Source organism: Novosphingobium sp. 550D (assembly GCF_057401885.1).
The window spans coordinates 756,595-780,365 of record NZ_CM171613.1 but is presented as its reverse complement, the minus strand read 5'-3'; the positions used below and the strand labels follow the sequence as shown (position 1 = coordinate 780,365).

Genomic DNA, 23,771 nt, shown 5'->3' with positions numbered 1-23,771 from the left:
GCAATCCCAATATGGGGTGGTGCTTGGTTGGCGAAGTCGGTTTGATGAAATTAAAGCCTGCGGCGCCGGTATAAAGGCGCCGCAGGCTTTATCATTTTGACGTTGCGTGTTTTGAACCGTCGTCGATTTGTTCCGCCACGCAGACAGTAACGGGAGCGCGAGGGTCTAGACCCTCGCATAAACCCCCTTAAATCCTGCGCCCAACCCGCCCGGCCAATTCATTGACATAATGCCACGCGATACGCCCCGACCGGCTGCCGCGCCGCTTGGACCATTCCAGAGCATCGCCCACTTCAAAGCTGAGGCCCAGTTCGGCGGCATAACCCGAGATGATGGCCAGATAGTCGTCCTGTGAACAGGCGTGAAATCCGATGGAGAGGCCGAAGCGGTCGGCCAGTGCCAGTTTGTCATCCACGACGTCACGCGGATTGATGGGGTCGTCCTGCTCGCCCAAAGTGCGCCCGACGATGGCGCGGCGGTTTGATGTGACGGCAAGGCGGACGTTGGCGGGGCGCGCTTCTACGCCCCCTTCGAGCCATGAGCGCAGGGCGCGGGGGCCGGACAGGTCGCCTTCTTCAAAGCCCAGATCGTCGATGAAGACGAGGAATTGCCGGTCCACCCGCCCCAGCAGCGCGAACAGGCCCGAGAGCGAGGACAGCGCATCGGGCGCCACCTGAACCAGAGCGATGGCGCCGGGGTGCGCCTTTGACGCGGCCAGCACGCTGGCGCGCACGAGAGCCGATTTGCCCATGCCGCGCGAACCCCACAGCAGCATGTCATGGGCCGCATGGCCCGCGGCAAGGCGCATGACATTGCCCGAAATCGCTTCTTTCTGCTGCTCGATCCCCTGAAGCAGGCGCAATTCGGGGGCGTCCAGACGCGCCACCCCGCGCGCGGCGCGCCCGTCCCAGACATAGGCGGGATGGTCCAGCCACGCCGCCGCCGCCGGGGGTGGGGGGCAAAAATGCGCTCCCAGGCGTTCCAGAGCATCGGCGATGCGGGCCAGAGGGTCGCCTTGATCGGCCATGGATTCATTCCTTCAGATAGACTTTGCCAGATAGACTTTGCCGATCTTGCGCTATAGCGGGAGGGGTATGGCTGACAATCGACTTCCCCATATTGTGACCACTTCGCCCGACGATCTGATGCGGGCGGCGCAGGCTTTGCGTGACGGGGCAATTGTCGCGGTGCCGACGGAAACGGTTTATGGCCTTGCCGCGCGGGCGGACAGCGTCGATGCGGTGGCCTCGATCTATCGGGCCAAGGGGCGGCCTGATTTCAACCCGTTGATCGTCCATGTGCCCGATGTGGCGGGGGCCGAGGCGCTGGCGGTGCTGGATGATCGGGCAAGGGCGCTGGCGGCAGCGTTCTGGCCGGGGCCGTTGACGATGGTTTTGCCGCGCCGCGATGATGCGCCTTTGGCGGCGGCGGTGACGGCGGGATTGCCCACGGTGGCGATCCGTTGTCCGGCCCATCCGGTAATGCAGGCGATTTTGCGCCAGTCTGGCCTGCCGCTGGCCGCGCCTTCGGCCAATCGCAGCGGCGGGGTCAGCCCGACGGTGGCGGAGCATGTGGCGGATTCACTGGGCGATCGGGTGTCGATCATCGTCGATGGCGGAGCGTGCAAGGCCGGGATTGAATCGACGATTGTCGCCCTGCGCCCCGATGGCGGGTGGCAGGTGCTGCGCCCCGGCCCGATCACCTCGGCCGATCTGTGCGCCGTGTTGGGGCAGGGGGAGGTGCATGAGGATCGCGGCATCGAGGCGCCGGGCCAGATGACCAGCCATTACGCGCCGGGCAAGCCGGTGCGCCTGAATGCCGCCCAGAAGGCCGCTGAGGAGTTTTACATCACTTTTGGCTCAGAGGGTGGCGATTACTCGCTTTCGCGCTCTGGTGACCTTGCAGAGGCTGCTGCGCGGCTTTACGCGGCGCTGCACGAGGCATCCCATGCCCCGCAGGCGAAAGTGGCGATTGCCCCGATCCCCGATGAAGGCATTGGCGCGGCGATCAACGACCGCCTGCGCCGCGCGGCGGCGCCAATATAATCAAGGCTCGCCGCGCGGTGGCGCCGATCTGATCAAGGTTCGCAGATCAGCTTGCCCGATCCCATCGAGCTGACCTCGCATTTGGCGCGGCCTTTGACGCGCACCGAACCCGATCCCATCATGGATGCCTTGACCGTCCCGTCCGAGGCGAATTGCGCGTCGCCCGAACCCAGGATCGAAATATCGGCCTTGTCGGCTTTCAGCGCCGCCATCTCGGCGCTGCCGCTCCCTGCGATATTCACTTCCAGATCGGCGGCATGGCCCGCGCCGCGATAGGTGCCCGAACCGCCGATCGAGATGTCCAGACTGTCGGCATTGACCTGCGGCGTGTCGATATCGCCCGATCCGGCAATCGTCACCTCGGCATCGCGGGCCAAAGCGGTGGCGGTGATCTTGCCCGATCCGGCCATCGTTAAGGATTTGGGCGCGGGCATCGTGATCAATACGGTGACGGATTCGCCGCTGCTCCACCCTTTTTTATCGCGCAGAATGCCCAGTTTTCCATCCTTGAGCGTGAAGCGCAATCTGTCGGTCTGATCGGGGTTGCCTTCAAGCCGGATGGCCAGTTTTTCACCCGGTTCGATTTTGACCACATCGGGGCCAAGCAGAACCACGCTGTCGGGCGCGGGGCCGGACAGGTCGAGTTCGGAAAGCGGCTTGCCGGCCTCGCCGTTGATGGAAATGTCGGCATTGTGGCATCCGGTGATCAAGGCGGTCATGCCGATGGCCATCACCGGGGCAAAGGCAGAGGCGATCTTGCGGAAATCCATGGGGCGTCTCCCGTTTGCGGCATCTTGTGTGTTGGTGATATAATACACCAAGCACCGCAAGGAAAGCCGGAATCGAAACCCCCAACGAAAAAGGGGCCGCCCCATCGGGCAGCCCCTCTTCAACCCATTACGTTTAAGCCCGATACAGGCCGGCGGATCAAACCGCGGCGGCTTCGTAATACTTGGGCGCATACTCGTTCAAAATCGCGAGGATCTTTTTCAGAGCGGCCGGTTCGTCGGTCTTTTCCATCGCGGCCAGTTCGCGCGCAAGGCGGCTGGAGGCGGCTTCAAAGATCTGGCGTTCCGAATAGGACTGCTCGGGCTGATCGTCGGCGCGGAACAGGTCGCGGGTCACTTCGGCAATCGAAACCAGATCGCCGGAGTTGATCTTCGCTTCATATTCCTGGGCGCGGCGCGACCACATGGTGCGCTTGACCTTGGGCTTGCCCTTGAGCGTATCCATCGCTTCACGCAACGTCTTGTCCGAGGACAATTTGCGCATGCCGATAGCTTCGACCTTGTTAACCGGAACGCGCAGGGTCATCCGCTCTTTTTCAAAGCGCAGGACATACAGTTCCAGCTTCATACCCGCGATCTCCTGCTCCAGCAGTTCGATCACCCGGCCAACGCCGTGCTTGGGGTAAACGACGTAATCTCCAACATCGAAGGCGTGCGCCTTGGCGGTCATCTATCGTCCTTTCACTCGGCCCGTTGACAGCATGGAGAGGATCACGGCGTTTTCGCAAATCCGCGCAAAAGTGATGAGCTTTTGCGGCGGTGTGATGCGAAACATCAACCGTGTGCTGTAACGACGCCTTTCATGGTCAGGGGGTTCGACCCGGTTTTTGGTGATGACGACAGGCCAAGACATACGCAGCCTGTCGCGACTGACGTATTATATAGCACGCCTGTAACAAAATTACCAGAGGCCAGCGGTGCGTTTATCGCAACCCCAGCCTCTGGCAACAAAATTTTCTCATTCTGGCACTCAAAAATGCCAACCGGGGGGTGATTCGCCCCCGGCGTTTCTCTTAGTCGCCTTCGCCCGGCGCTTCAGAGAACAGCTTTTCGAACTTGCCTTCAACGCCCTTGAATTCGTCGGCGTCGGCGGGCGAATCCTTCTTGGTCGTGATGTTGGGCCATTCGGCGCTGTACTTGGTGTTCAGCTCGAGCCACTGTTCCAGACCGCTTTCGGTGTCGGGAAGGATGGCTTCGGCCGGGCATTCCGGTTCGCAAACGCCGCAGTCGATACATTCGCTGGGGTTGATCACCAGCATGTTTTCGCCTTCGTAAAAGGCGTCAACCGGGCAAACTTCCACGCAATCCATGTATTTGCAGCGGATGCAGGCGTCAGTAACGACATAGGTCATGGCTGCAAATCCCCTTTCGATGAAGAATAAACTCCACCCGCTGCTAGTGGGGAAGGGCGGGTGTCGTCAAGCACCTGATAGCAGCTTTGTGCTTCTAATGGTGGTCCGCGGCGCAATGGCATCTCCGTCACGCGGATAACGCGCACCCCCGACGGCACCGGCAACACCAGCACATCGCCCAACGCCACCGAGGCGGAGCAGCGTTCAATCCGTTGCCCGTTACGGCGGATATGGCCCTGTTCGACCCATTCCTGCGCCTGCCCTCGCGTTTTGGCAAAGCGCAGAAACCAGAGGAGTTTGTCGATCCGCATGACGCCTATGCCACCAGCGAGGCCAGAGCCGCAAAGGGGCTGTCGGCATCCATGGCGGCCTGTTGCCGGCTCGACGCCTCGGTCTCACGCCGGGGCGGTTGCCAGCGCCAGACGAGGGGCGTGGTGGGACCAAAGACATTATCGGGCAAAACGCGCGGCATGATCGGGCGAAACCCGGCCAGACGCAGCAGATGGGCATAGGCCCGCGTCGACAGGCCGATCTTGACCGCCTCGGCCGGATCGAGGGTAAAGGGCGCCTTGCCGCCCGCCTTGCGACGGGCATGGGCCTCGCGCAACAGGCGGTCGGCGCGGTCGATGCGCAGCGCTTCGTTGCCCAAACGGCGATAGGCCAGCGGGGGTGCCTTGTCCTTGGGTTTCAATACCGGGGCCATCGGATGGGCAATGATGCCCGATTTGCCCGTTGCCGATTGCCACAATTCCAATGGCGCGGCCTTGACCATCGCCGGGTGAAAAATGTCGAGCGGCCCGATCCGCACGCCCAGCTTGCGCAAAATGTCACGCTGTGGCCCGGTCAGTTTTTCGACGCCTGAAACCGCGCGATCGACCATCCCGCCCCCTTCGATCATGCGGATCAACAGTGCGCGCAGGTCCGAACCGCTTCCCGGCTCCAGACTGGCCGCCTCCATTGCGGCCAGCGGCGCCAAAGGTTTCCACCGATGCGCCAGCCATGCCGACAATCCCGCCATCAATTCACCGCGCAATGTCGCGGGCAAACGGTCCAGCACATGCGCGGGGGTCAGCGTGGGATTGAGCAAAGCCCGCCCCTTGGCGATCCGGGCCAGAGGATGGCCGCGCCAGAGGATCTTTTCACCCTCCATCACCACATCGGCTTGGCCCGCGCTCAACGCCGCGATCAATTCGCCCGCCCGCTTGCTCAACAGATCGGTCAGATGTTTTTCCGCCGCCGCCTGAAGCAATCGCGCATCTTCATGCCGCGCCGAAGGGTCAACCCGAAAGGCAAAGCCGGTCAGCTCGCCAATCTTTTCCCCTTCGACCAGCACATCATCGCCCTCCATCGCGACCGAGAGCAGGCCCGCATCCGGCCCCAGCTTGCGCATCAGAACGGTCGTGCGCCGATTGACGAAACGCTCGGTCAAACGGGCGTGGAGAGCATCCGACAGGCGCGATTCCACCTCGCGGGCGCGGGCGGCCATTTCGTCGCGGGCCATCACCCAATCGGGCCGCTGGCAAATATAGGACCATGAACGCACCGCCGCGATCCGGCCCTGCAACGTGTCAATATCGCCCTGCGTATTGTCCAGTTGCGCGATGGCGCGCGGGGCGGTGTCCGCGCCCAACGGCCCGCTGCGCAATTCGGACCACAATTTGGCGACAAAGCGGGCGTGGGTTTCGGCCCCCTGCTGTCGGAAATCGGGCAGCGAGCAGGCCTCCCAAAAGCGGCGCACCAGTCCGGCGCCGCGCACGCCCGGCGCAATTTCGGGGTCTTCGGCAAGCCGTTTGAGCACCGCCAGATCGATTGCCTGGGGCGCGGCGATCAGTTCCGCCTTCGCCGGGGGCCGTTCGAGCGAGTCGATCAGGCGGGCCACCGAATCAAAGCTTAAATCCGATTCGCGCCAGAAGAGCTTGGCCAGAGGGGCAAAGCGGTGTTCCTCGATGGCGTAGATTTCTTCATCGGAAAATTCCGCATCATGCCCCCCGGTCCCCGCCAGAGTGCCGAATGTGCCATCCCGTTGATGCCGCCCGGCGCGCCCGGCAATCTGGGCCATTTCCGTGGGCAGCAGGCGGCGTTGACGCACCCCGTCATATTTCGACAGGCCCGCAAACGCGACATGGGTAATGTCCAGGTTCAGCCCCATGCCGATGGCGTCGGTGGCCACCAGATAATCGACCTCGCCCGATTGATAGAGCGCGACCTGTCGGTTGCGGGTTTCGGGGGACAGCGCGCCCATCACTACCGCCGCCCCGCCGCGAAACCGGCGCAGCATTTCGGCCACGGCGTAAACCTGCTCAGCGCTGAACGCGACGATGGCGCTGCGCGGGGGCACGCGGGACAGTTTCTTCGCCCCCGAATGGCTGAGCGTGGAAAAGCGCGGGCGGCTGACAATCTCGGCCTCGGGCACAAGGGCGCGCACCATCGGCTCCATCACCGATGAGCCGAGCAGCATGGTTTCCTCTCGCCCGCGGGCGTGCAGCAGGCGGTCGGTGAAAATATGGCCCCGGTCGCGGTCGCCGCACAATTGGATCTCGTCAATCGCGACAAAGGCGAGGTCGGTGAAACGCGCATTCGCGCCTTGTTTCGATCCTCCTCTGACGGGCATAGCCTCGACCGTACACAGCAACCATCGCGCACCGGGCGGCTCTATCCGCTCCTCGCCAGTGATCAGCGCGACATGTTCCACCCCCTTGATCGCGCAGACTTTTTCGTAAACCTCACGCGCCAATAGCCGCAGCGGAAAGCCGATGGCGCCTGATGAATGGGCGCAAAGACGCTCGATCGCCAGATGGGTCTTGCCCGTATTCGTGGGGCCAAGCACGGCCTTGACCCGGCCATCGTGGGACTGATGCGCGCGCGATAGTCCGCGCAGGTTTGCGGTGAAAGACATTGACCCGAATGTGGCAAAGCGCGGCATGGGCCGCAAGGGCTGTTCGTCGCAATGGGGTCGACAAGGACCAAAAAGGCCACAGTTCTAAGCGTTGTATTAACCCTCTTGCGTCAGGGAGGGATGGCTACGAATCTCTTTTTCAAAGGCCTCCATGGCAAGCCGCGCTATTCCCACCTCTGTTGCCTCGCCCATGGCGCTGGTGGCGCGTGCAAAAGGCGTGCTGGGCCGGTTCGATTTTGCGCCTGATCTGGCCCATGACATCGGCACGCCGCGTTGGTATCGCGGGTTGGCGGTGATGCTGGGCGGGATCGGTTTTGCCATCAGCCTGTGGCCCGGATTGCCCGCGATCCGCATGGGCGACCCCCAGATGATGGACGCGACCGCACAGGAACAATGGCACAGCCAGACCGTGCAACCGCTGCTCTATGGCGGCGATACCGGGCAAAGGATGGGACCAACCTCGCGGCTCGTGCCCTTGGCGCAGGCGCCCGAAAGGCCCAGCCTGGATCTGACCCTGACCTTGGCCGGACAGGATGATGTCGGGGCGATGCTGTCGCGCGCGGGGGTTTCGGCCGCCGATAACAACGCGGTGCGCGCGGCCGTGGCGGGGGTGGTACCTTTGGCCGACATCGCGCCGGGCACGCGTTTCGCGCTGCATCTGGGACAGGCCGCCGCGCCGGGTTTGCCCCGCCCGTTGGAGAGCCTGACGGTGCGTGCGCGTTTCGATCTGGACTTGACGGCGACGCGGGCGGGGGATGGCTTTGCCGTGTCGCGCCACGATTTACCGGTGGACGCCACGCCTTTGCGCATTCGCGGCGTTGCGGGCAGCAGCGTCTATCGCGCCGCCCGCGCCGCCGGTGCGCCGATGAAGGCGATCCAGCAATTCCTTGCCGCGATTGACGCACATCTCAGCCTGGATGAAGTGCATCAGGGCGATGTGTTCGACATGGTGCTCGATTACAAACGCGCCCCTGATGGACAGGTCGAGGTGGGCGACCTGCAATATGCCGCGATTGAACAGGGCGGGCATATGGCCAAGCAATTGCTGCGCTGGGGCAAAGGGCGCGACATGCAATTCTATGACGCCTCCGACATGGCGGCCCAGCGCGAGACGCAGGCGCTGATCATGCCGGTGGCGGGCGCGCGGATCAGTTCGAGCTTTGGCCTGCGGCTGCACCCGGTCCTTGGGTTTGCGCGGATGCATTCGGGCACCGATCTGGCCGCGCCATGGGGCGCGCCGGTCTATGCTGTGGCCGATGCGGTGGTCAATTTCGTCGGGCCGCATGGCGGGCATGGCAATTACATCCGATTGGACCATGGCGGTGCGGTATCGACCGGCTATGGCCATCTCAGCCGCTTCGCCGTCGCATCGGGTATGCGGGTGCGGGCAGGACAGGTGATCGGCTATGTCGGCTCGACCGGCCTGTCGACCGGGCCGCATCTGCATTACGAGGTGTTTCGCGCCGGCGCCCCGGTCGATCCCATGTCGGTCAGCTTTACCGTGCGCGCAGGCGTCGACAAACAGGAACAGGCCGCCTTTCGCGCCCGCCTTGCTCAAGTGCTTCACGTGAAACCATCGGCGGGGCTGGGGCCAGTGGGAGGTCCGGTGGGCGCGCAAATGGCGATGTCCTCGGTTAACGCCTTATCGTCGCGGGGGCCGTCGCGGGCAAATTATTGATCCGGGTCAAATCCCCCTATGCAAACCGGTGGCAAGGTGATGAAATTGCCCCCGTTGTATGAGGATTTCACCGCGTGAGTCAGGCCGAGGAACAGGTTCAGGACGAAGTTATCGCCCGCAAGACGCCCTATGAAAGGTTGGGCGGGGGCGAAGTGATCAGGGCGATTGCCAACCGCTTTTACGATCTGATGGAAAGTGACCCGGCCTATGCCGATTTGCGGGCGATGCATGCGGATAATCTCGATCCGATGCGTGAAAGTCTTGCCGGATTCCTGATCGGTTGGTCGGGCGGTCCGCGTGACTGGTTCGCATCGGGCAAATGTATGATGAGTATGCATCGCGCCATGCCCATCGCCCAAAACACCGCCGACCAATGGGGCGCCGCCATGCGCCGCGCGATTGCCGATGTGGCGCCTGCGGACCGTGTGATGGCCGACGCGATGGCGGGGGTTCTGGAAGAAATCGCGGCGTCGATGGTGCCGGTCAAAGGCAAAACAGCAGGCTGAATGCACAGGCTGGACCGCTCTCGTCGGCGTTTGGCCATTGCGCTTTCCGGGCTGGCCGGATTTGTCGATGCGAGCGGTTTTGTCGCCAATGGCGGCTATTTCATATCCTTTATGTCGGGCAATTCGACGCGCATGGCGGTCGATATGGTCACCCACCTGCATCGCGCGCTGGTGCCTGCGGGGCTGATCCTTGGTTTTGTGCTGGGCGTGGCGCTGGGTACGGTCGTGGCGGCGCGGGCGGGGGCGGCGCGCAAGGTCGCGGTGCTGGGCATGGTTTGTGCGCTCTTGGCGTTGGGTGCGGCGGCGCAGGGGACGATTGTGGCGCAAGGGGCGCTGGTTCTGGCCATGGGCGCTCTTAACGCCACGTTTCAGCGTGATGGCGAAGGGACGCTGGCGCTGACCTATGTCACCGGCGCTCTGGTCAAGGCGGGGCAGGCGCTGGGCGCGGCGGCGCAGGGACAGAAGATGCCCGGCGCCGGGGCCAGTCTGGCGCTGTGGCTGGGGCTGGTGCTGGGCGGGATTGCGGGGGCGGCGATGGGGATGCACATGCCGCAGGTGGGCCTGTGGCTGGGCGCGGGATGGGCGTTGGCCGGAACCATCGCGGCCTATCGCATCACCCGCTGATAGAAAGCAGCTTTTCCCGCGAAGTCGCCCCGCGCAGCAGCGTGACCCGGCTTGCCGCTATGCCCAGCGCCTGCGCCACCAGATCGATCACGGCGGCGGTCGCCTTGCCATCTTCGGGCTTGGTGCGGACCTTGACCATCAAACGGCCCTCGGCAATTTCCAGCCCTTCGCTGCGCGCGCCCGGCGTCACTTTCACCGCCAGCCTGCCTTCGCCATCCACCAAGGCGCGGATCGCATCAGCCGGGGGCAGGGCCAGTTTAGGCCGCGCCATGCGCCATCATGGCATCGATCGCGGCCTTATGCTCGCGCCCGTTGCGGACATAGGCGGCAACGCCCCGCTGCATATCGGCCAATTGGGCATCGTCCAATTCGCGGGCATAACGGGCCGGTTGGCCGATCCACATCTGGCGGCTGGGAATGCGCTTGGCCGGGCTGAGCAGGCCGCCCGCCGCCAGCATCGCGTCTTCCTCGATCACGCAGCCATCCATGACAATCGCGCCCAATCCGACAAAGGCACGGTCCATCAATGTGCAGCCATGGACCATCGCCATATGGCCGATCAGCACGTCCTCGCCGATGATGGTGGGAAATCCATCGGGGCTGCCGGGTTTGGGGCTGTCGCAATGAACGACGCTGCCATCCTGAATATTGCTGCGCGCGCCGATGCGGATTGTATTGGCATCGCCCCGGATCACGCAATTGTACCAGATGCTGACGTCCGGCCCGATGTCGACATCGCCGATGATCCGACATCCCGGCGCGATAAAGGCGCTGTCATGAATCCGGGGCCAGATGCCCTTGAACGGGGCGATGGTGATGTCTGAACGCATGGTGTCCTCTCAGCTCTTTGGCCGTGCAATGCGATAGAGAACATGGGGACGCAAGGGATCAGTTTCCAGCAGCGCGGGATGATCGAAATCTTCGGACGGAGCATAGGCCATGCCGATCCGCTCCATCAGCGCCCGGCTTTTGGCATTTTTACGGGTGGTGATGGCCACGATGGATGGCATGTCGCGATGCGTCCATGCCCAATCCAGCACGGCGCGCGCGGCCTCTGTGCCGTAACCCATACCCCATGCGGCGCGGGCCAGACGCCAGCCAATCTCATATTCGGTCAAAGGCGGGCGGGGCGGGCAAAAACCGCACATGCCAAGGAACGCGCCGTCTGCTCGCCGCTCCATCACCCAGAATGTGTGGCCATGCTCGGCCTGCATCGCCATCATCCGGTCGATCATCGCATCGCTGCCCTCGCGCGTCAGCGGGGGCAGGTAGCGCATCACTTCTGCGTCCTGCGCCATGGCCCATGCGGCATCGCGGTCGCCATCATGCCATGGGCGCAGGATCAGCCGATCCGTGATGATCGGCAGATTATCCATTCATCAAACGTGCGGCATGCAGCGCGTGATAGGTCAAAACCCCGCTGCATCCCGCCCGCTTGAAGGCCAGCAGTGTTTCCAGGACCATCGTGTCACGGTCGGCGGCACCCGCGGCCACGGCGGCCTCGATCATCGCATATTCGCCCGACACCTGATAGGCGAACACCGGCACGCCGAACTGCTGCTTCACCCGGATCGCAATGTCCAGATAGGGCAGGCCCGGCTTGACCATCACGCTGTCCGCGCCCTCGGCCAGATCGACGGCGACCTCGCGCAATGCTTCCTCGGCATTGGCCGGGTCCATCTGATAGGTCTTTTTATTGCCTTTCAGCAGCCCGCGCGAACCCACCGCATCGCGGAACGGGCCGTAAAAGGCGCTGGCATATTTGGCGGCATAGGACATGATCTGGACGTTATGGTGGTTTGCGGCCTCCAGCGCCTGCCGAATCGTGCCGATGCGGCCGTCCATCATGTCCGACGGGGCGATGATGTCGGCGCCCGCGGCGGCCTGATTGAGCGACTGGCCCACCAGCACCTCGACCGTGGCGTCGTTCAGGACATAGCCTGCATCGTCGATCAATCCGTCCTGACCATGGCTGGTATAAGGATCGAGTGCGACATCGGTCAGGATGCCGATGTCATCGCCGCAGGCGTCCTTGATCGCCTTGATCGCGCGGCACATCAGATTGTCGGGGTTAAGCGCCTCGGCGCCATCCTCGCTGCGGCGTTCGGGTTGGGTGTTGGGGAAGAGCGCCAGCACCGGGATGCCCTGCGCCACGGCCTCCTTGGCACGCGCCACGATGCCATCCACGCTCCAGCGCGATACACCGGGCAGCGAGGCGATGGGGTCTTCGACGCCCGTGCCTTCGGTGACGAACAGGGGCCAGATCAGATCGGCGGGCGTCAGGATGTTTTCGCGATGAAGCGCGCGCGACCAGCCGGTGGCTCGGGTGCGGCGCAGGCGAAGCGCGGGAAAGGGCGCGGGGATGGTCTGGGTCATGGGCGCAGGGTCTAAACCCCTTGGCGCGTGACGGAAAGAGTCAATTGGGGGGCGGGACGTTTTGCCCCACCCGCCAATTTATTGATTTATAGCCTTATTCGCTCTCGGTCCCGGTTTCATTGCCGGTTTCGCCGCCGGTTTCCGATTGCGCATTCGACTTCTTCTTGCCCTTGGGCGTCTTTTTCGCGTCCAGTTTCGGCGCGGCGGGCACCAGCAGGAACGTCAGTTCGCTCTTGCCGTTTTCGCCTTCCTTGACCGTGACATTGACTTCGCCGCCATGGGCCAGCTTGCCGAACAACAGTTCCTCGGCCAGCGGTTGCTTGACCTTGTCCTGAATGAGGCGGGCCATCGGGCGCGCACCATAAAGCCGGTCATAGCCGCGATCACCCAGCCATTCGCGCGCCGAGGCGTCGAACTGGATATGAACGTTCTGATCGGCCAGTTGCAGTTCGAGTTGCAGGATGAACTTGTCCACCACGCGGCTGACCACTTCCTTGCCCAGATAGGCAAAGGGCACGATGGCATCCAGGCGGTTGCGGAATTCCGGCGTGAACAGGTTCTTGACCGCCTCGTCGCCCGCATCCGCCTTGGAGATGTCGCCAAAGCCGATGCCGCTGCGCGCCATGTCGGATGCGCCCGCATTGGTGGTCATGATCAGGATCACGTTGCGGAAATCGACCGTCTTGCCGTGGTGATCGGTCAGGCGGCCATTGTCCATCACCTGAAGCAGGATGTTGAACAGATCCGGGTGGGCCTTTTCGATTTCGTCGAGCAGCAGCACGCAATGCGGTTGCTGATCAATGGCATCGGTGAGCAGACCGCCCTGATCGAAACCGACATAGCCCGGAGGGGCACCGATCAGACGGCTGACCGAATGGCGCTCCATATATTCCGACATGTCGAAACGCTGCAGCGGAATGCCCATGATTTCCGACAGGCGCTTGGACACTTCGGTCTTGCCGACGCCCGTGGGGCCGGAGAAGAGGAAGCAGCCGATCGGCTTGTCGGGATCGCGCAGGCCCGCGCGGCTCAGCTTCATCGCGGACGAGAGGACCTCGATGGCCTTGTCCTGACCGAACACCTGACGCTTCAAATCGCGTTCGAGATGTTCGAGCACGGTGCGGTCATCCTTGCTGACCGATTTGGGCGGGATGCGGGCCATGGTCGCGATGACGGCTTCGATCTCGCGTTCGGTGATGGTTTTTTTCCGCTTCGACGGCGGCACCAGCATCTGCATCGCGCCCACTTCGTCGATCACGTCGATCGCCTTGTCGGGCAATTTGCGGTCGTTGATGTAACGTGCGGACAGTTCCACCGCCGACTTGATCGCGCCGGGGGTGTACTTGACCTTGTGGTGATCCTCGAACGCAGTGCGCAGACCCTTGAGGATCTTGATCGTATCTTCGACCGAAGGCTCGTTCACGTCGATCTTCTGGAACCGGCGCAGCAGGGCGCGGTCCTTTTCGAAGTGATTGCGGAATTCCTTATAGGTCGTCGAACCGATGCAACGGATCGAACCGCCCGAAAGCGCGGGCTTGAGCAGGTTGGACGCATCCATCGCCCCGCCGCTGGTCGCGCCGGCGCCGATGACGGTGTGGATTTCGTCGATGAACAGGATCGCATGCGGCATTTTTTCGAGTTCCGAAACGACCTGCTTCAGACGTTCCTCGAAATCACCGCGATAACGCGTGCCCGCCAGCAGCGAGCCCATGTCGAGCGAATAGATCACCGCATTGGCCAGCACTTCGGGCACTTCGCCCTCGACGATCTTGCGCGCAAGACCTTCGGCAATCGCGGTTTTGCCCACGCCCGGATCACCCACGTACAGCGGGTTGTTCTTCGAACGGCGGCACAGGATCTGGATCGTGCGGTCCACCTCTGGCCCGCGCCCGATCAGCGGGTCGACCTTGCCGCCCAATGCCTTGTCATTCAGATTGACGCAGAACTGGTCGAGCGCCGAATCCTTCTTGTTGGCATTGTTGGACGACTTGGTTTCCTGCTTTTCTTCCTGACGCGGTTCTTCGGCTTCGGCGCCCTTGGGGCTCTTGTCCTCGATCTTCTTGCCGCCCTTGCCGATTCCGTGGCTGATAAAGGAAACGGCATCCAGACGGCTCATATCCTGTTGTTGCAGGAAATAGACCGCATAGGAATCGCGTTCGGAAAACAGCGCGACCAGCACATTGGCGCCGGTGACGGTGTCCTTGCCGCTCGACTGCACATGCAGGATCGCGCGCTGGATCACGCGCTGGAAACCGGCGGTCGGGGCCGGGTCGCCCTTTTCCTTGGTTTTGAGCGACTGATATTCCTGATCAAGATACTGCTTCACCGCCTCGGCCAGATCGCCCAGATCCACACCGCAGGCGATCATCACCTGCGACGCATCAGGATCGTCGATCAACGCCAGCAGGAGATGCTCCAGCGTTGCATATTCATGGCTGCGCTCCGACGCCTGACTCAGCGCGGCGTGGAGGGTCTTTTCAAGACTTTGGGCGAAACTGGGCATTGATCGCGCTTTCGCTACAAGAGGGCAGGGGGGCTGGAGGGACGGGAAGGGCGAACAAGCCGGAATTCATTCCGGCAAGATATGCGACAACAGGTTTGATGAAGCCTATATGGCGATCCCAAGTAAGATTACGAGGGGGCGCCCGCATCAACTCAACGTGTCCTTTGCCGAACGAAAAAGCGCCTCGGCGGCCATGCGGCTGGCGGCGGCTTTCGCCTTGTGGGCCTTGACCCGCGCGATCTCGTTTTCGAGCAAAACGATCCGCATGTCCAATTCGTCTTGCGAATAAGGCTCAAGGCTCTCCAAAGCGAGAGAGGCGGCGGCGTCTTTACGACCGCGTGCCAAAGCATGGGGGCGATCTTCTTCATCCATTGTTGAGCAGCATCGGACCGCTTTCGCTTGCTGTCAACAGGGTGCAGAGCTAGGGCTTGGAGTTAATTAGTGTAAAATCACATCACGGGGCGATTATGACGTCTGTGCTTCCGGAATTTATGAAGGCGATTACGTTCGATCAACCGGGATCGGCAGATGTCCTCAAGCTGGCCGATCTGGCGATTCCGATGCCCGGTCCGGGTCAGGTTTTGATCAAGGTCGCGGCCGCCGGCGTCAATCGTCCCGATGTAATTCAACGCCTTGGCCAATATCCTGCGCCCAAGGGCCATTCCCCCATCCTTGGGTTGGAAGTGGCCGGCGAGGTGGTGGCGCTGGGCACCGGGGCGGACGAATCCTTGCTGGGCCAAAACGTCTGCGCGCTGGTGAATGGCGGCGGCTACGCACAATACTGTATTGCCGAAGCGGGCATTTGTCTGTCTGTGCCCGACGGCATGTCGTTGATCGAGGCGGCGGCGATTCCCGAGACGCTGTTTACCGTGTGGCACAACGTCTTTGAACGAGGCTGGGCCATCGGTGGAGAGCGGGTTCTGGTTCACGGCGGCACCAGCGGCATTGGCACCATGGCGATTGCCCTGGGCAAGGCGTTCGATCTGGCCATGATCGTCACCTGCGGCAGCGATGACAAATGCGCCCGCGCGCTCGAACTGGGCGCGGACCACGCCATTAACTATCGCAGCCATGACTTTGTCGAGGAGGTCAAGCGCATCACCGATGGGCAGGGCGTGCATCTGGTGCTGGACATGGTGGCGGGCGATTATGTGGCGCGCAATCTGAAATGCCTGGCCGATGATGGCCGTCATGTGACCATCGCGGTACAGGGCGGACCCAAGGCCGAAATTCCCATGTGGCAGGTGATGGCGCGTCGCCTGACGCTGACCGGATCGACGATGCGCGCGCGCAGCAACGAGTTCAAGGCGTTGCTGGCGCAAGAGATCGAGGCCAATGTCTGGCCTTTGTTTGAGCATGGCGATATCCGCCCGGTGATGGCGCGGACCTATCCGCTGGAACAAGCCGCATTGGCCCATGCCCATATGGAGTCGGGCGATCTGGTCGGCAAAATTGTGCTGGAGGTGGCATGACCGAAACTTACACGCTGCACGAAGATCCGATTTCGGCCAATTGTTACAAGATCCGCCTGACCGCTGCGCTGGTGGGCGCGTCGGTGGCGCGCGTCGCCTATGACATTCGCAAGGGTGAAACCCGTACCCCCGAATTTCTGGCGCAGGTCAATGCCAATGGCCGCATTCCGGTGCTGGAAATCAACGGCGCCGATGGCACGCGCTTTCTGCCTGAAAGCAATGCGGCATGCTGGTATCTGGCGCATGACACATCGCTGATCCCGGCCGACCGGTTTCGTCAGGCCGACATGCTGCGCTGGATGTTCTTTGAACAATATAACCACGAACCCAATGTCGCGACCCTGCGCTTCTGGCTCGGCTATATTGGCGAGGAGAATCTGAGCGAGGCGCAGAAGGGGCAGCTTGGCGCCAAGCGGACCGCGGGTGAGGCGGCGCTGCGGCTGATGGACGAACATCTGGCCACGCATGACTGGTTTGTCGGCAACAGCATCACTTTGGCTGATGTCGCTTTGTTCGCCTATACCCATGTGGCCGGGGAAGGGGGCTTTGTCCTTGGCGATTTCCCCGCGATTGGGCGCTGGATCGATCGGATCAAGGCGTTGCCGGGCTTCGTCCCGCTGTTTTAAGTTCAAAATAAGCGCAATTTTTGGGCGGAATTTCGGGCAAAACCCTTGCCCAGAATCAATCCCGCGCTTATGGGGAAAAGGTTAGGCCGCTCCGTGAAGGGGCGGCCCTTCTATTTTGTGCCCGGTTTTGGCGGGTTTTTCCCGCCTCAAACACGCTCGGAGATGACCCGTGACCCAGCCCACCCCGCTGATGCCGCATGCAACGGCCTCGTGGCTTGTCGACAATACCGCGCTCACCTTTGAGCAGATCTCGGACTTCTGCGGTCTGCACATTCTCGAAGTGCAGGCGATGGCCGACGATCTGACCAGCGCCAAGTATATGGGCCGCGATCCGCTGCGCGCGGGCGAACTGACCGCGATGGAAATTGAGCGCGGCCAGAACGATCCCAACTATCGCCTGAAAATGTTCAAGGCGCCTGTGACCGTCAGCCGCACCAAGGGCCCGCGCTATACGCCCGTGTCCAAGCGTCAGGACAAGCCCGACGGTATCGCCTGGATTCTGCGCAACCACCCCGAAGTGTCGGACGCCCAGATCAGCAAGCTGATCGGCACCACCCGCACCACCATCGCCGCGATCCGCGACCGCAGCCACTGGAACATCGGCAACATCACGGCCAAGGATCCGGTAACGCTGGGCCTGTGCTCGCAGCGCGAACTGGACGCGATGGTTGCCAAGGCCGCCAAGGGCCGCAGCGCCGAGGATGACGAAGCCGACGTCCAGCGTCTGGGCAGCGACCGCGACGCGCTGATCGAAGAACTGCGCGCCGCCCGCGAAGCGCAGGCCAAGGCCGCCAGCGAAGCCGCACAGGAAGCCGAAGCCGCCGCATGGCTCGCCGCCAAACGTGCCGCAGAGGCCGAAGGTCGCGAATAAGCGATTCGGTTTATTGGTGTGAAAAGGGGGCTGCCTTTGGGCGGCCCTTTTTTTTGGGTTTTACAGGGGGGTTAAGATGCCTCCGGCGGGCAAAGGGCGGGGGCCCTTTGCACTCCCTTTATGCGGTTGCGTATGGGTTCGAAGGTTTGTGGATTGGGCGGTGTTTGAAAGCCTGCGGCGCGGCGAACTCGTGCTTTCCGCGCCGCAGGCTTTAATTTCCAGACATCGCGCCCGACACAAAACGCCGAATCCGTGGCGCAACGCAGACAGTAATGGGAGCGCGAGGGTCTAGACCCTCGCATTCATCCTTCCTTCTTCAAAAACCTTCAAACCCCCGATCAAGCCCCACCCCACTGCCCAATCCGAGGATCCAGCGCCACCGCCTGCCGCCGCAAGGCTGCCCGCGCCAGACGTTCAACCTCCACCTTCCTGCGCGCCGCCGCCAAGGGCATCAAAGGCGCGGGCCGCAGGATTTCGGCGTCATAACCATCGGCCACGATCAAGCCGCACTGGTCCGGGCGAAAGGCCTCGCTTTCCATACAGGCGCGGTCGAGGTGGCTGGCCAGCCCCCAGAAGAAGCGGTCGCAATGGTCGAGGTAATCGGTCCATTTGCCGTCGCCCATCAGATCCCCGCGGGCGACTTTGATTTCGACGATGATGACCTGGCCTTTGGCATCGATGCCCATCAGATCGGCCCGCCGCCCGTTGCGCAGCGGCATTTCGGGCAGACACCAGATGTCGTTCCGGGCGAACAAGCGGCTGATCCCGCGCGCGACCATCAAAGCGTCGGCGGTCAGAGTGGGTGCGGTAAGCGAATCGGGCGACAGGGGATCAAGCGGGCCATCCATGCCGTCATTTTAAGAACGTAACGTGAACTTACAAGTCCTGTCCGCTGCTGGGCGGCACAAGGGCCATCAAACCCTGTCGTGCGGATGTAAATTCCTGCCACAGGGCGCGCGCGGGCGGAACGACATCGCCGCCGCGTTCATGGACCGACAGCAAGGCGGCCACGCCCGGCTCCATAATGGCCACCAGATCGCCGATCATCTGTTCGATCAGACGTGCCCGGCGCGGCTCTACCTGACGCAATCCGGCGGGAAAGGTCAGCAAAGCGGCAATCTCTTGCGAAGAATGAACCCCCGCCAAAGCGGCAATTGCCCGCGCCGCTTCACGTAGCGCGGCCCAACGCAGCCCAAGCGGATCGGCCTGTTCGCCGTCTTGGGTAAAGGCTTCAGGTGTTATGGGCACAATTTCCATAAGGTTGCATCATAGGGTGCAGCCCTTGCCAAAAGCCTAATGGGGTAACTACGGGTATTTGCATTCTTCTTTTCGACATATGCCGAAAACCTCTGGCGCTGACGGCCAAGCGCTGCTAACCGCCAAAATTGTCCGGTGCGCACCCGTAGCTCAGCTGGATAGAGTACTGCCCTCCGAAGGCAGGGGTCACAGGTTCGAATCCTGTCGGGTGCGCCACTTTCCTCATATTATTGTCCTTTCACTGGGGTTTGGCCGGATTTTTGGCTAACCCGCTGGATGAGGTTAGCCAACAGCATCTCAGCGGCAGCGTCCGACATGAGCTGCTGATCGACAGCGGCGGTGTAGCGGGCAATCTCGCTGTCGGTGGTGTGGCTGGTCCAGGCCTTGATCTGCTGGTTGGAGCATCTAGCCTCGGCAAAGCGGCGTGCAGCGGCCTTGCGCAGGCCATGGGCGCTGCAGTGGTTCAGCCCTGCCGCGTCGCACCAGTCGCGAAATTTGTTGCCAAAGCCCTTGCGGGTAAACGTCTTGCCATGGCTGGTGACCAGGAACGTCTCTTCGCCAGTTTGCGTCGCCAGAATCGACTGCGCCAAGGCGGGCAGGATCGGCTAGGATACGGTGACCTTGGTTTTCTCCTGCGTGATGACAAGGCGTTTGTCTTGAATGTTGCTGGGGCCTAACAGCCGAACATCGCCACCTCGTTGTCCGGTCCAAAGCAAGAGATCAAACATCAGGCGGGCCATGGTGCCGGTGGCATGATGGGCCTCGTACTGTGCAATTTCCGGTTCGGTCCACGTGTGAAACCCGCCTTCCTCGATGCGATAGGGTTTGGTGGCCAGAACAGGATTCTTATCGATGTCGCCCTGCCGATTGGCAAAAGCCATCAAGGCGCTCAACCGCTTGCGCAGCATGTTGGCTGCCGTGCGGTGGGGCAGCATGTCCGCCATCATGGCCGCGACATGGCGCGTTTCCAGATCCGCAACGCGGCCGCTGCCATATCTGGCGCGCCAGCGTTCGATCACACCGCGATAGACTTCCTGCGTGCGGGGGCTGGGATCGAGAAACTCGGGTGAGCGATAATAACGGATGATCAGTTCATCGAACGTGCCGGGTTTGACACGGTCTGCGCCCGGCTGGATTTTGGGCGCTTCTGCACCGGTCAGACAAGCCTGATATTCCTGCCGAAACTCCTCGGTGCCGGGAGCGTGCTTGAACAGATATTGCGCCTGCCCTTTGCGCCGAAAACGATAGCGGGCCTTGCCGTGTCGATCACGAAAACCGGAAACCCATTTGGGCAGCCATCGGCGTTTCATCGCGCAATCAACCGGTCAAAGCTGTTGTCGGAAGGTCGCTGTGCCACTTCGCCTGCCCAGATCACCATGGCGGCGGCAGGGGTGATCTCGATCTTGTAGCTGGTTTCGCCTGCGGCGCGCATGGCCTTTGCCGCGCGCGTGATGGTTCTTTGCCGGACAGCGTCAGGTGCCGCCATGGTGTTGCATCCTTGCGAAGGTGGGAACGGGTTACTGGGTGGTGTTGATCGCCACCGGTTCGACCATATGGGCAGCCGTAAATTCCTCGATGGCTGTTTCAGGCAGGAGGATCAGGCCATCGATCTTCATATGGCGCAGGCGGCGCGTCGAGATCAGGCGGCGGATGCGGCCTTCGGGCCAACCCGATTGCTGGGCCATCTCGCGGGGGCTGAGGAGTCTCGTCACGAAAGTTGCTCCTGTATATTGGCGCAGCATGGTGCTACACATGCTGCTATTGAACGTCATATATAGGCCAATGACATACATATGTATTCGTCAAGGCAGATTTTGAAGCCGTGATTGACGAGTCACGCGCTATCGGCACGCGCATCGCGGAAGTGCGACGCATCAAGGGGCTCAGTCAGGTTCAACTGGCTGAGGCGTTGGGCATTTCGAAACCGGGGCTCGCCAATTATGAGCGCGGCGTTCGTGTGCCGCCCGCCTCGCTCGTCGCGGATCTGTGCGAAAAGCATGGTGTGAGCGCGAGCTGGCTACTGCTGGGTGACGGCCCTATATTCGCGCCGGATCTGGGGCAGGTCCATGAGCGGGCCTTGGCCACCGCCTGGGCCTATCTGACCCGTGGCGGCGATGAGGTGCAGCAGGAGCATCTCGTCCGCCTTAGCGCCGCACTGTTCCAATACATTTGGGCGCACGAGCAGTTTGACGAGGGCGTGGTCGATGCGATGGGCAAGCTGGTCGCCTGATCTCTGGCCCTTCCCAGCCTCACCCGCTCCAGCGGTTCTGTCGCAAAGATTGGGGCCGGCCGAAAAGCGCTCTTTGACATGTTGAATTATGCGGCGAGGGCTTCGAACTGCTGGGCGACGGACCTATTTCGCCCGTCGTTCCGGGTTTGAGCGGGCCACACCATTTGATTTTTGCGCATCATATGGATGAGTTCGATGCCTTCCAGGATGATCGCAGCGCTGGCCATCGCCTTGAAGCCGAGCATCGGGCGGGTCCGACGCTTGATGCGCCGATGGTCCTGCTCGATGCGGTTGTTCATGTATTGGCTCTGACGGATGATTACCGGCTTGACCCAGGATCGCGTCCGCAACCTGACCTCGCCATGGCAGCGCCGGGCGGCTTCCAGATTTGTCTGGCTGCCGTCGATTGTGACCTGCGACGGCAAGCCATGTCGTTTATATGCGCGCCGGAAAAACCGGCGTGCGTCCTTGAGATTGCGCTTGGCCGAAAACATGAAGTCGACCGTGGCGCCCGCCTTATCGATGGCTCGATACAGATACATCCATTGGCCTTTCACCCTGATATAGGTCTCGTCCATATGCCATCTACCCGAGACCGGCCGCTTACGCCGGTTGAAATTGCTGAGCAATTTCGGCGCATACCGTAACACCCAACGATGGATCGTGGAATGGTCCACGCTGATCCCGCGCTCGGCGATCATCTCCTCCAGATTCCGAAGGCTCAAGCCGTAACTCAGATACCAGCGTACGCACAGAAGGATCAGCGGCGCATCAAAGTGGCGACCTTTGAACACCCTTTTCTCCCACAATCCCATCACGTTGCGCACAGCCATATAGGAATACCGCAAATTTTGCGACAGAACCCGCATGGGGGGCATGGGGGGGCGGTTCCTTGTGGTTGCGCCTTTCAAACTAGCCGTTGATGCGAAGGTTTCAATCCACGCCGCGCAAGGTTAACGTGGCCAGCGCGGCCAGCATCAACGTGGCGGCGGCAAAAGCCATGGTCCACACCGGCGCGCCGGGGAAAAACGCCTCCATGATCGTGTGCATGACCGTGGCCACCAGCAATTGCGGCACCACCACAAACACATTGAACAGACCCATCGACACGCCCAGCTTGGATTGCGGCAGGCTGGAGGCCAGCATCGCATAGGGCATGGCCAGGATCGAGGCCCAGGCAAGGCCGATGGCCACCTCGGACAGCATCAGCCAGGCCGGATCGCGCAGCACCAGATAGGAGCCAAATCCCGCCGCCCCCGCCATCAGGCTGACCGCATGGGTGCGCGCCTTGCCGATGCGCCGGGCAAGCCACGGCAGCACGATGAGCGCGGCAGGCGCGGCCACGCCATTATAGATCGAGAACAGGCGCCCGACATAATTGGCCGCCGCCTGATAGGCCGGGCTGGCCGGATCGGTGGTGCCGAAATGATATTGGGCAACGATGGGCGTGGTATAGATCCACATGATGAACAGCGCCGACCAACTGAAAAACTGCACCAGCGCGAGGCGCTTCATCAGCGGCGGCATACCGGCAAAATCGCCCACCACGCTGGAGAGCATCGACGTGCGCCCCGCGCGCGCCAGCAGGATGGCCGCGATCAGCGCCGCGCCATAGGCTGCCAGCAGACCGGCCAGCAGATAAAGCTCCTTCGCTAGTGCCCAATGCGCCACGCAGACCGCCAGCGCGCCGCCCGCACCGATCCACGGCAAGGCTCCCAACGGCGAGCGCGCCGCCAGCGCAAGGTCCGGGCCGGTTTCAGGGGCGGGCGCCTCGCCGAAAGCCTCCATCTGCGCGGGCGAATATTCCCGCGTGTTCAGCACCGTCCACAAGACCGCCGCCAGCAGGATCGCCCCGCCCGCCCAGAAGCTATAGCGCACCGTATCGGGGATCTGCCCCTGCGGCGCGACATTGGCCACGCCCAGCGCGTCGAGCAGCGAGGGGAACAGCGAACCCACCACCGCCCCCGCGCCGATAAAGGCGGTCTGTACCGCATAGCCCGCCGTATGCTGGCGCTTGTCCAGCATATCGCCGACAAAGGCGCGGAACGGTTCCATCGCCACATTCAGACTGGCGTCAAGCAGCCAGAGCAGCATCGCCGCGCCCAGCAGCGCCCCTTGGAGCGGCATGACTAGCAAGGCGAGGCAAGCCAGCACTGCCCCCGCCAGAAAATAGGGCCGCCGCCGCCCCAGCCGCCCCAGCCACGTCCGGTCCGACAGATGCCCGATCACCGGCTGGACTAGCAGACCCGTTAAAGGCGCGGCAATCCACAGCGCGGGCAGATCGTCGATCGAGGAACCAAGCGACTGGAAAACCCGGCTCATATTCGCATTTTGCAGGGCAAAGCCGATCTGGATGCCGAAAAAGCCAAAGCTGACATTACACAGCCCGGCCCAGCCAAGTTTGGGCTTGCCCGACATGATTTCCCCTTCCGCGTGGTGGTCTGTTTCTTGCGCCCGGCCTTGCATGGACGGGCGCGCGGGGCAATCACGTATACGAATACCTTATGCTCGGTTGGCAAATCGCCTGCGTCATTTGCCCGGTGCCGC

The 23,771-nt window shown here is 62.3% G+C and carries 28 protein-coding genes and 1 tRNA gene; 9 read left to right on the top strand and 20 right to left on the bottom strand.

Annotated elements, in window-relative coordinates:
- Positions 1 to 187: 187 nt before the first annotated feature.
- The gene (locus tag AC2S2E_RS03705) at positions 188 to 1,027 is read right to left on the bottom strand and encodes an ATP-binding protein (RefSeq protein WP_486523743.1); all 840 of its coding nucleotides are present in this window, start codon (positions 1,025 to 1,027) and stop codon (positions 188 to 190) included.
- Positions 1,028 to 1,094: 67 nt separating this feature from the next.
- Here AC2S2E_RS03705 and AC2S2E_RS03700 point away from each other — a divergent pair, with 67 nt between their 5' ends.
- Entirely contained in the window at positions 1,095 to 2,045 is a 951-nt protein-coding gene (locus tag AC2S2E_RS03700; RefSeq protein WP_486523741.1) for an L-threonylcarbamoyladenylate synthase, read from the top strand.
- A gap of 32 nt (positions 2,046 to 2,077) precedes the next feature.
- Here the strand turns inward: AC2S2E_RS03700 and AC2S2E_RS03695 are convergent, their stop codons facing one another.
- From AC2S2E_RS03695 to AC2S2E_RS03675, 5 genes are all read right to left on the bottom strand, one after another.
- Positions 2,078 to 2,815, bottom strand: coding sequence for a head GIN domain-containing protein (locus tag AC2S2E_RS03695; protein WP_476106866.1), 738 nt, complete (start codon positions 2,813 to 2,815; stop codon positions 2,078 to 2,080).
- A 157-nt stretch (positions 2,816 to 2,972) separates the two neighbouring features.
- A complete protein-coding gene (locus tag AC2S2E_RS03690) occupies positions 2,973 to 3,503 on the bottom strand; it encodes a CarD family transcriptional regulator (protein WP_476106868.1) in 531 nt (176 codons plus the stop codon).
- 343 nt (positions 3,504 to 3,846) lie between these two features.
- Positions 3,847 to 4,185, bottom strand: a complete 339-nt coding sequence (gene fdxA / locus AC2S2E_RS03685; protein WP_172340052.1) for a ferredoxin FdxA — start codon at positions 4,183 to 4,185, stop codon at positions 3,847 to 3,849.
- Entirely contained in the window at positions 4,182 to 4,496 is a 315-nt protein-coding gene (locus AC2S2E_RS03680) for an RNA-binding S4 domain-containing protein (protein ID WP_476106870.1), read from the bottom strand. The genes fdxA and AC2S2E_RS03680 overlap by 4 nt, the downstream gene beginning before the upstream one ends.
- Before the next feature lie 5 nt (positions 4,497 to 4,501).
- The gene (locus AC2S2E_RS03675; RefSeq protein ID WP_486523740.1) at positions 4,502 to 7,081 is read right to left on the bottom strand and encodes a helicase-related protein; all 2,580 of its coding nucleotides are present in this window, start codon (positions 7,079 to 7,081) and stop codon (positions 4,502 to 4,504) included.
- A 151-nt stretch (positions 7,082 to 7,232) separates the two neighbouring features.
- On the opposite strand from AC2S2E_RS03675, the gene AC2S2E_RS03670 reads away from it, so the two are divergent.
- The 3 genes from AC2S2E_RS03670 to AC2S2E_RS03660 all read left to right on the top strand — a co-directional run bounded on the left by AC2S2E_RS03670 (position 7,233) and on the right by AC2S2E_RS03660 (position 9,889).
- Positions 7,233 to 8,759, top strand: a complete 1,527-nt coding sequence (locus tag AC2S2E_RS03670) for a peptidoglycan DD-metalloendopeptidase family protein (protein ID WP_486523739.1) — start codon at positions 7,233 to 7,235, stop codon at positions 8,757 to 8,759.
- Positions 8,760 to 8,833: 74 nt separating this feature from the next.
- Complete coding sequence (locus tag AC2S2E_RS03665; protein ID WP_486523738.1) at positions 8,834 to 9,265, top strand: group II truncated hemoglobin; 432 nt, start codon at positions 8,834 to 8,836, stop codon at positions 9,263 to 9,265.
- Positions 9,266 to 9,889, top strand: coding sequence for a YoaK family protein (locus AC2S2E_RS03660; protein ID WP_486523737.1), 624 nt, complete (start codon positions 9,266 to 9,268; stop codon positions 9,887 to 9,889). It begins immediately after the preceding gene.
- On the opposite strand, the gene AC2S2E_RS03655 is transcribed toward AC2S2E_RS03660, so the two are convergent.
- The 6 genes from AC2S2E_RS03655 to AC2S2E_RS03630 all read right to left on the bottom strand — a co-directional run bounded on the left by AC2S2E_RS03655 (position 9,879) and on the right by AC2S2E_RS03630 (position 15,140).
- Positions 9,879 to 10,160 carry a DUF167 domain-containing protein gene (locus tag AC2S2E_RS03655; RefSeq protein ID WP_476106878.1) on the bottom strand — a complete coding sequence of 94 codons (282 nt, stop codon included), beginning with the start codon at positions 10,158 to 10,160 and terminating at the stop codon, positions 9,879 to 9,881. The two genes, AC2S2E_RS03660 and AC2S2E_RS03655, sit on opposite strands and share 11 nt — an antisense overlap.
- A complete protein-coding gene (locus AC2S2E_RS03650; protein ID WP_486523736.1) occupies positions 10,147 to 10,719 on the bottom strand; it encodes a gamma carbonic anhydrase family protein in 573 nt (190 codons plus the stop codon). Before AC2S2E_RS03650 ends, AC2S2E_RS03655 begins: the two co-directional genes overlap by 14 nt.
- Positions 10,720 to 10,728: 9 nt before the next feature.
- Complete coding sequence (locus AC2S2E_RS03645) at positions 10,729 to 11,265, bottom strand: GNAT family N-acetyltransferase (RefSeq protein WP_486523735.1); 537 nt, start codon at positions 11,263 to 11,265, stop codon at positions 10,729 to 10,731.
- Positions 11,258 to 12,265: a porphobilinogen synthase gene (hemB, locus tag AC2S2E_RS03640; RefSeq protein ID WP_486523734.1), complete on the bottom strand. Its 1,008-nt coding sequence runs from the start codon at positions 12,263 to 12,265 to the stop codon at positions 11,258 to 11,260. Before hemB ends, AC2S2E_RS03645 begins: the two co-directional genes overlap by 8 nt.
- A gap of 94 nt (positions 12,266 to 12,359) precedes the next feature.
- Entirely contained in the window at positions 12,360 to 14,768 is a 2,409-nt protein-coding gene (gene clpA, locus AC2S2E_RS03635; RefSeq protein ID WP_486523733.1) for an ATP-dependent Clp protease ATP-binding subunit ClpA, read from the bottom strand.
- A gap of 147 nt (positions 14,769 to 14,915) precedes the next feature.
- The gene (locus AC2S2E_RS03630) at positions 14,916 to 15,140 is read right to left on the bottom strand and encodes a DUF1192 family protein (protein ID WP_486523732.1); all 225 of its coding nucleotides are present in this window, start codon (positions 15,138 to 15,140) and stop codon (positions 14,916 to 14,918) included.
- Positions 15,141 to 15,235: 95 nt separating this feature from the next.
- On the opposite strand from AC2S2E_RS03630, the gene AC2S2E_RS03625 reads away from it, so the two are divergent.
- The 3 genes from AC2S2E_RS03625 to AC2S2E_RS03615 all read left to right on the top strand — a co-directional run bounded on the left by AC2S2E_RS03625 (position 15,236) and on the right by AC2S2E_RS03615 (position 17,737).
- Positions 15,236 to 16,240, top strand: a complete 1,005-nt coding sequence (locus AC2S2E_RS03625; RefSeq protein ID WP_486523731.1) for an NAD(P)H-quinone oxidoreductase — start codon at positions 15,236 to 15,238, stop codon at positions 16,238 to 16,240.
- Positions 16,237 to 16,866 (top strand): glutathione S-transferase family protein, encoded by a 630-nt coding sequence (locus tag AC2S2E_RS03620; RefSeq protein WP_476106888.1) that lies wholly within the window; start codon positions 16,237 to 16,239, stop codon positions 16,864 to 16,866. Before AC2S2E_RS03625 ends, AC2S2E_RS03620 begins: the two co-directional genes overlap by 4 nt.
- A 169-nt stretch (positions 16,867 to 17,035) precedes the next feature.
- Entirely contained in the window at positions 17,036 to 17,737 is a 702-nt protein-coding gene (locus tag AC2S2E_RS03615; RefSeq protein WP_476106889.1) for a DUF1013 domain-containing protein, read from the top strand.
- Between the two features lie 338 nt (positions 17,738 to 18,075).
- Here AC2S2E_RS03615 and AC2S2E_RS03610 read toward each other — a convergent pair whose 3' ends face one another.
- Both AC2S2E_RS03610 and AC2S2E_RS03605 read right to left on the bottom strand, forming a co-directional pair.
- Entirely contained in the window at positions 18,076 to 18,585 is a 510-nt protein-coding gene (locus tag AC2S2E_RS03610) for an MmcB family DNA repair protein (protein ID WP_486523730.1), read from the bottom strand.
- A gap of 28 nt (positions 18,586 to 18,613) precedes the next feature.
- The gene (locus AC2S2E_RS03605) at positions 18,614 to 18,994 is read right to left on the bottom strand and encodes a hypothetical protein (protein WP_476106893.1); all 381 of its coding nucleotides are present in this window, start codon (positions 18,992 to 18,994) and stop codon (positions 18,614 to 18,616) included.
- 139 nt (positions 18,995 to 19,133) lie between these two features.
- Between AC2S2E_RS03605 and AC2S2E_RS03600 the strand changes: the two genes are divergently transcribed.
- Positions 19,134 to 19,210, top strand: a tRNA-Arg gene (locus tag AC2S2E_RS03600).
- Between the two features lie 11 nt (positions 19,211 to 19,221).
- On the opposite strand, the gene AC2S2E_RS03595 is transcribed toward AC2S2E_RS03600, so the two are convergent.
- From AC2S2E_RS03595 to AC2S2E_RS03580, 4 genes are read right to left on the bottom strand one after another with little or no spacing between them, the layout of a single operon-like run.
- Positions 19,222 to 19,584, bottom strand: coding sequence for a tyrosine-type recombinase/integrase (locus AC2S2E_RS03595; protein WP_486523729.1), 363 nt, complete (start codon positions 19,582 to 19,584; stop codon positions 19,222 to 19,224).
- Between the two features lie 15 nt (positions 19,585 to 19,599).
- Positions 19,600 to 20,304: a hypothetical protein gene (locus tag AC2S2E_RS03590; RefSeq protein WP_486523728.1), complete on the bottom strand. Its 705-nt coding sequence runs from the start codon at positions 20,302 to 20,304 to the stop codon at positions 19,600 to 19,602.
- The gene (locus AC2S2E_RS03585) at positions 20,301 to 20,480 is read right to left on the bottom strand and encodes a hypothetical protein (protein ID WP_486523727.1); all 180 of its coding nucleotides are present in this window, start codon (positions 20,478 to 20,480) and stop codon (positions 20,301 to 20,303) included. Before AC2S2E_RS03585 ends, AC2S2E_RS03590 begins: the two co-directional genes overlap by 4 nt.
- A gap of 31 nt (positions 20,481 to 20,511) precedes the next feature.
- A complete protein-coding gene (locus tag AC2S2E_RS03580) occupies positions 20,512 to 20,706 on the bottom strand; it encodes a hypothetical protein (protein WP_476106900.1) in 195 nt (64 codons plus the stop codon).
- 110 nt (positions 20,707 to 20,816) lie between these two features.
- Between AC2S2E_RS03580 and AC2S2E_RS03575 the strand changes: the two genes are divergently transcribed.
- On the top strand, positions 20,817 to 21,224 hold the full coding sequence (locus AC2S2E_RS03575; protein ID WP_486523726.1) for a helix-turn-helix domain-containing protein: 408 nt from the start codon (positions 20,817 to 20,819) through the stop codon (positions 21,222 to 21,224).
- A gap of 86 nt (positions 21,225 to 21,310) precedes the next feature.
- Here the strand turns inward: AC2S2E_RS03575 and AC2S2E_RS03570 are convergent, their stop codons facing one another.
- Together AC2S2E_RS03570 and AC2S2E_RS03565 are read right to left on the bottom strand one after the other, a co-directional pair.
- Complete coding sequence (locus AC2S2E_RS03570) at positions 21,311 to 22,039, bottom strand: IS6 family transposase (protein ID WP_486524541.1); 729 nt, start codon at positions 22,037 to 22,039, stop codon at positions 21,311 to 21,313.
- A gap of 118 nt (positions 22,040 to 22,157) precedes the next feature.
- Positions 22,158 to 23,642: an MFS transporter gene (locus AC2S2E_RS03565; RefSeq protein WP_486523725.1), complete on the bottom strand. Its 1,485-nt coding sequence runs from the start codon at positions 23,640 to 23,642 to the stop codon at positions 22,158 to 22,160.
- Positions 23,643 to 23,771: the final 129 nt, after the last annotated feature.

Bases quoted from the DNA above. Each gene is read 5' to 3' on its own strand.
- AC2S2E_RS03650 (WP_486523736.1), bottom strand. From the start codon at position 10,719: ATGCGTTCAGACATCACCATCGCCCCGTTCAAGGGCATCTGGCCCCGG.
- AC2S2E_RS03590 (WP_486523728.1), bottom strand. From the start codon at position 20,304: ATGAAACGCCGATGGCTGCCCAAATGGGTTTCCGGTTTTCGTGATCGA.
- fdxA (WP_172340052.1), bottom strand. From the start codon at position 4,185: ATGACCTATGTCGTTACTGACGCCTGCATCCGCTGCAAATACATGGAT.
- AC2S2E_RS03570 (WP_486524541.1), bottom strand. From the start codon at position 22,039: ATGGGATTGTGGGAGAAAAGGGTGTTCAAAGGTCGCCACTTTGATGCG.
- AC2S2E_RS03605 (WP_476106893.1), bottom strand. From the start codon at position 18,994: ATGGAAATTGTGCCCATAACACCTGAAGCCTTTACCCAAGACGGCGAA.
- hemB (WP_486523734.1), bottom strand. From the start codon at position 12,265: ATGACCCAGACCATCCCCGCGCCCTTTCCCGCGCTTCGCCTGCGCCGC.
- AC2S2E_RS03645 (WP_486523735.1), bottom strand. From the start codon at position 11,265: ATGGATAATCTGCCGATCATCACGGATCGGCTGATCCTGCGCCCATGG.
- AC2S2E_RS03670 (WP_486523739.1), top strand. From the start codon at position 7,233: ATGGCAAGCCGCGCTATTCCCACCTCTGTTGCCTCGCCCATGGCGCTG.
- AC2S2E_RS03660 (WP_486523737.1), top strand. From the start codon at position 9,266: ATGCACAGGCTGGACCGCTCTCGTCGGCGTTTGGCCATTGCGCTTTCC.
- AC2S2E_RS03565 (WP_486523725.1), bottom strand. From the start codon at position 23,642: ATGTCGGGCAAGCCCAAACTTGGCTGGGCCGGGCTGTGTAATGTCAGC.
- AC2S2E_RS03680 (WP_476106870.1), bottom strand. From the start codon at position 4,496: ATGCGGATCGACAAACTCCTCTGGTTTCTGCGCTTTGCCAAAACGCGA.
- AC2S2E_RS03610 (WP_486523730.1), bottom strand. From the start codon at position 18,585: ATGGATGGCCCGCTTGATCCCCTGTCGCCCGATTCGCTTACCGCACCC.
- AC2S2E_RS03695 (WP_476106866.1), bottom strand. From the start codon at position 2,815: ATGGATTTCCGCAAGATCGCCTCTGCCTTTGCCCCGGTGATGGCCATC.
- AC2S2E_RS03625 (WP_486523731.1), top strand. From the start codon at position 15,236: ATGACGTCTGTGCTTCCGGAATTTATGAAGGCGATTACGTTCGATCAA.
- clpA (WP_486523733.1), bottom strand. From the start codon at position 14,768: ATGCCCAGTTTCGCCCAAAGTCTTGAAAAGACCCTCCACGCCGCGCTG.
- AC2S2E_RS03700 (WP_486523741.1), top strand. From the start codon at position 1,095: ATGGCTGACAATCGACTTCCCCATATTGTGACCACTTCGCCCGACGAT.
- AC2S2E_RS03585 (WP_486523727.1), bottom strand. From the start codon at position 20,480: ATGGCGGCACCTGACGCTGTCCGGCAAAGAACCATCACGCGCGCGGCA.
- AC2S2E_RS03705 (WP_486523743.1), bottom strand. From the start codon at position 1,027: ATGGCCGATCAAGGCGACCCTCTGGCCCGCATCGCCGATGCTCTGGAA.
- AC2S2E_RS03655 (WP_476106878.1), bottom strand. From the start codon at position 10,160: ATGGCGCGGCCTAAACTGGCCCTGCCCCCGGCTGATGCGATCCGCGCC.
- AC2S2E_RS03690 (WP_476106868.1), bottom strand. From the start codon at position 3,503: ATGACCGCCAAGGCGCACGCCTTCGATGTTGGAGATTACGTCGTTTAC.
- AC2S2E_RS03630 (WP_486523732.1), bottom strand. From the start codon at position 15,140: ATGGATGAAGAAGATCGCCCCCATGCTTTGGCACGCGGTCGTAAAGAC.
- AC2S2E_RS03620 (WP_476106888.1), top strand. From the start codon at position 16,237: ATGACCGAAACTTACACGCTGCACGAAGATCCGATTTCGGCCAATTGT.
- AC2S2E_RS03675 (WP_486523740.1), bottom strand. From the start codon at position 7,081: ATGTCTTTCACCGCAAACCTGCGCGGACTATCGCGCGCGCATCAGTCC.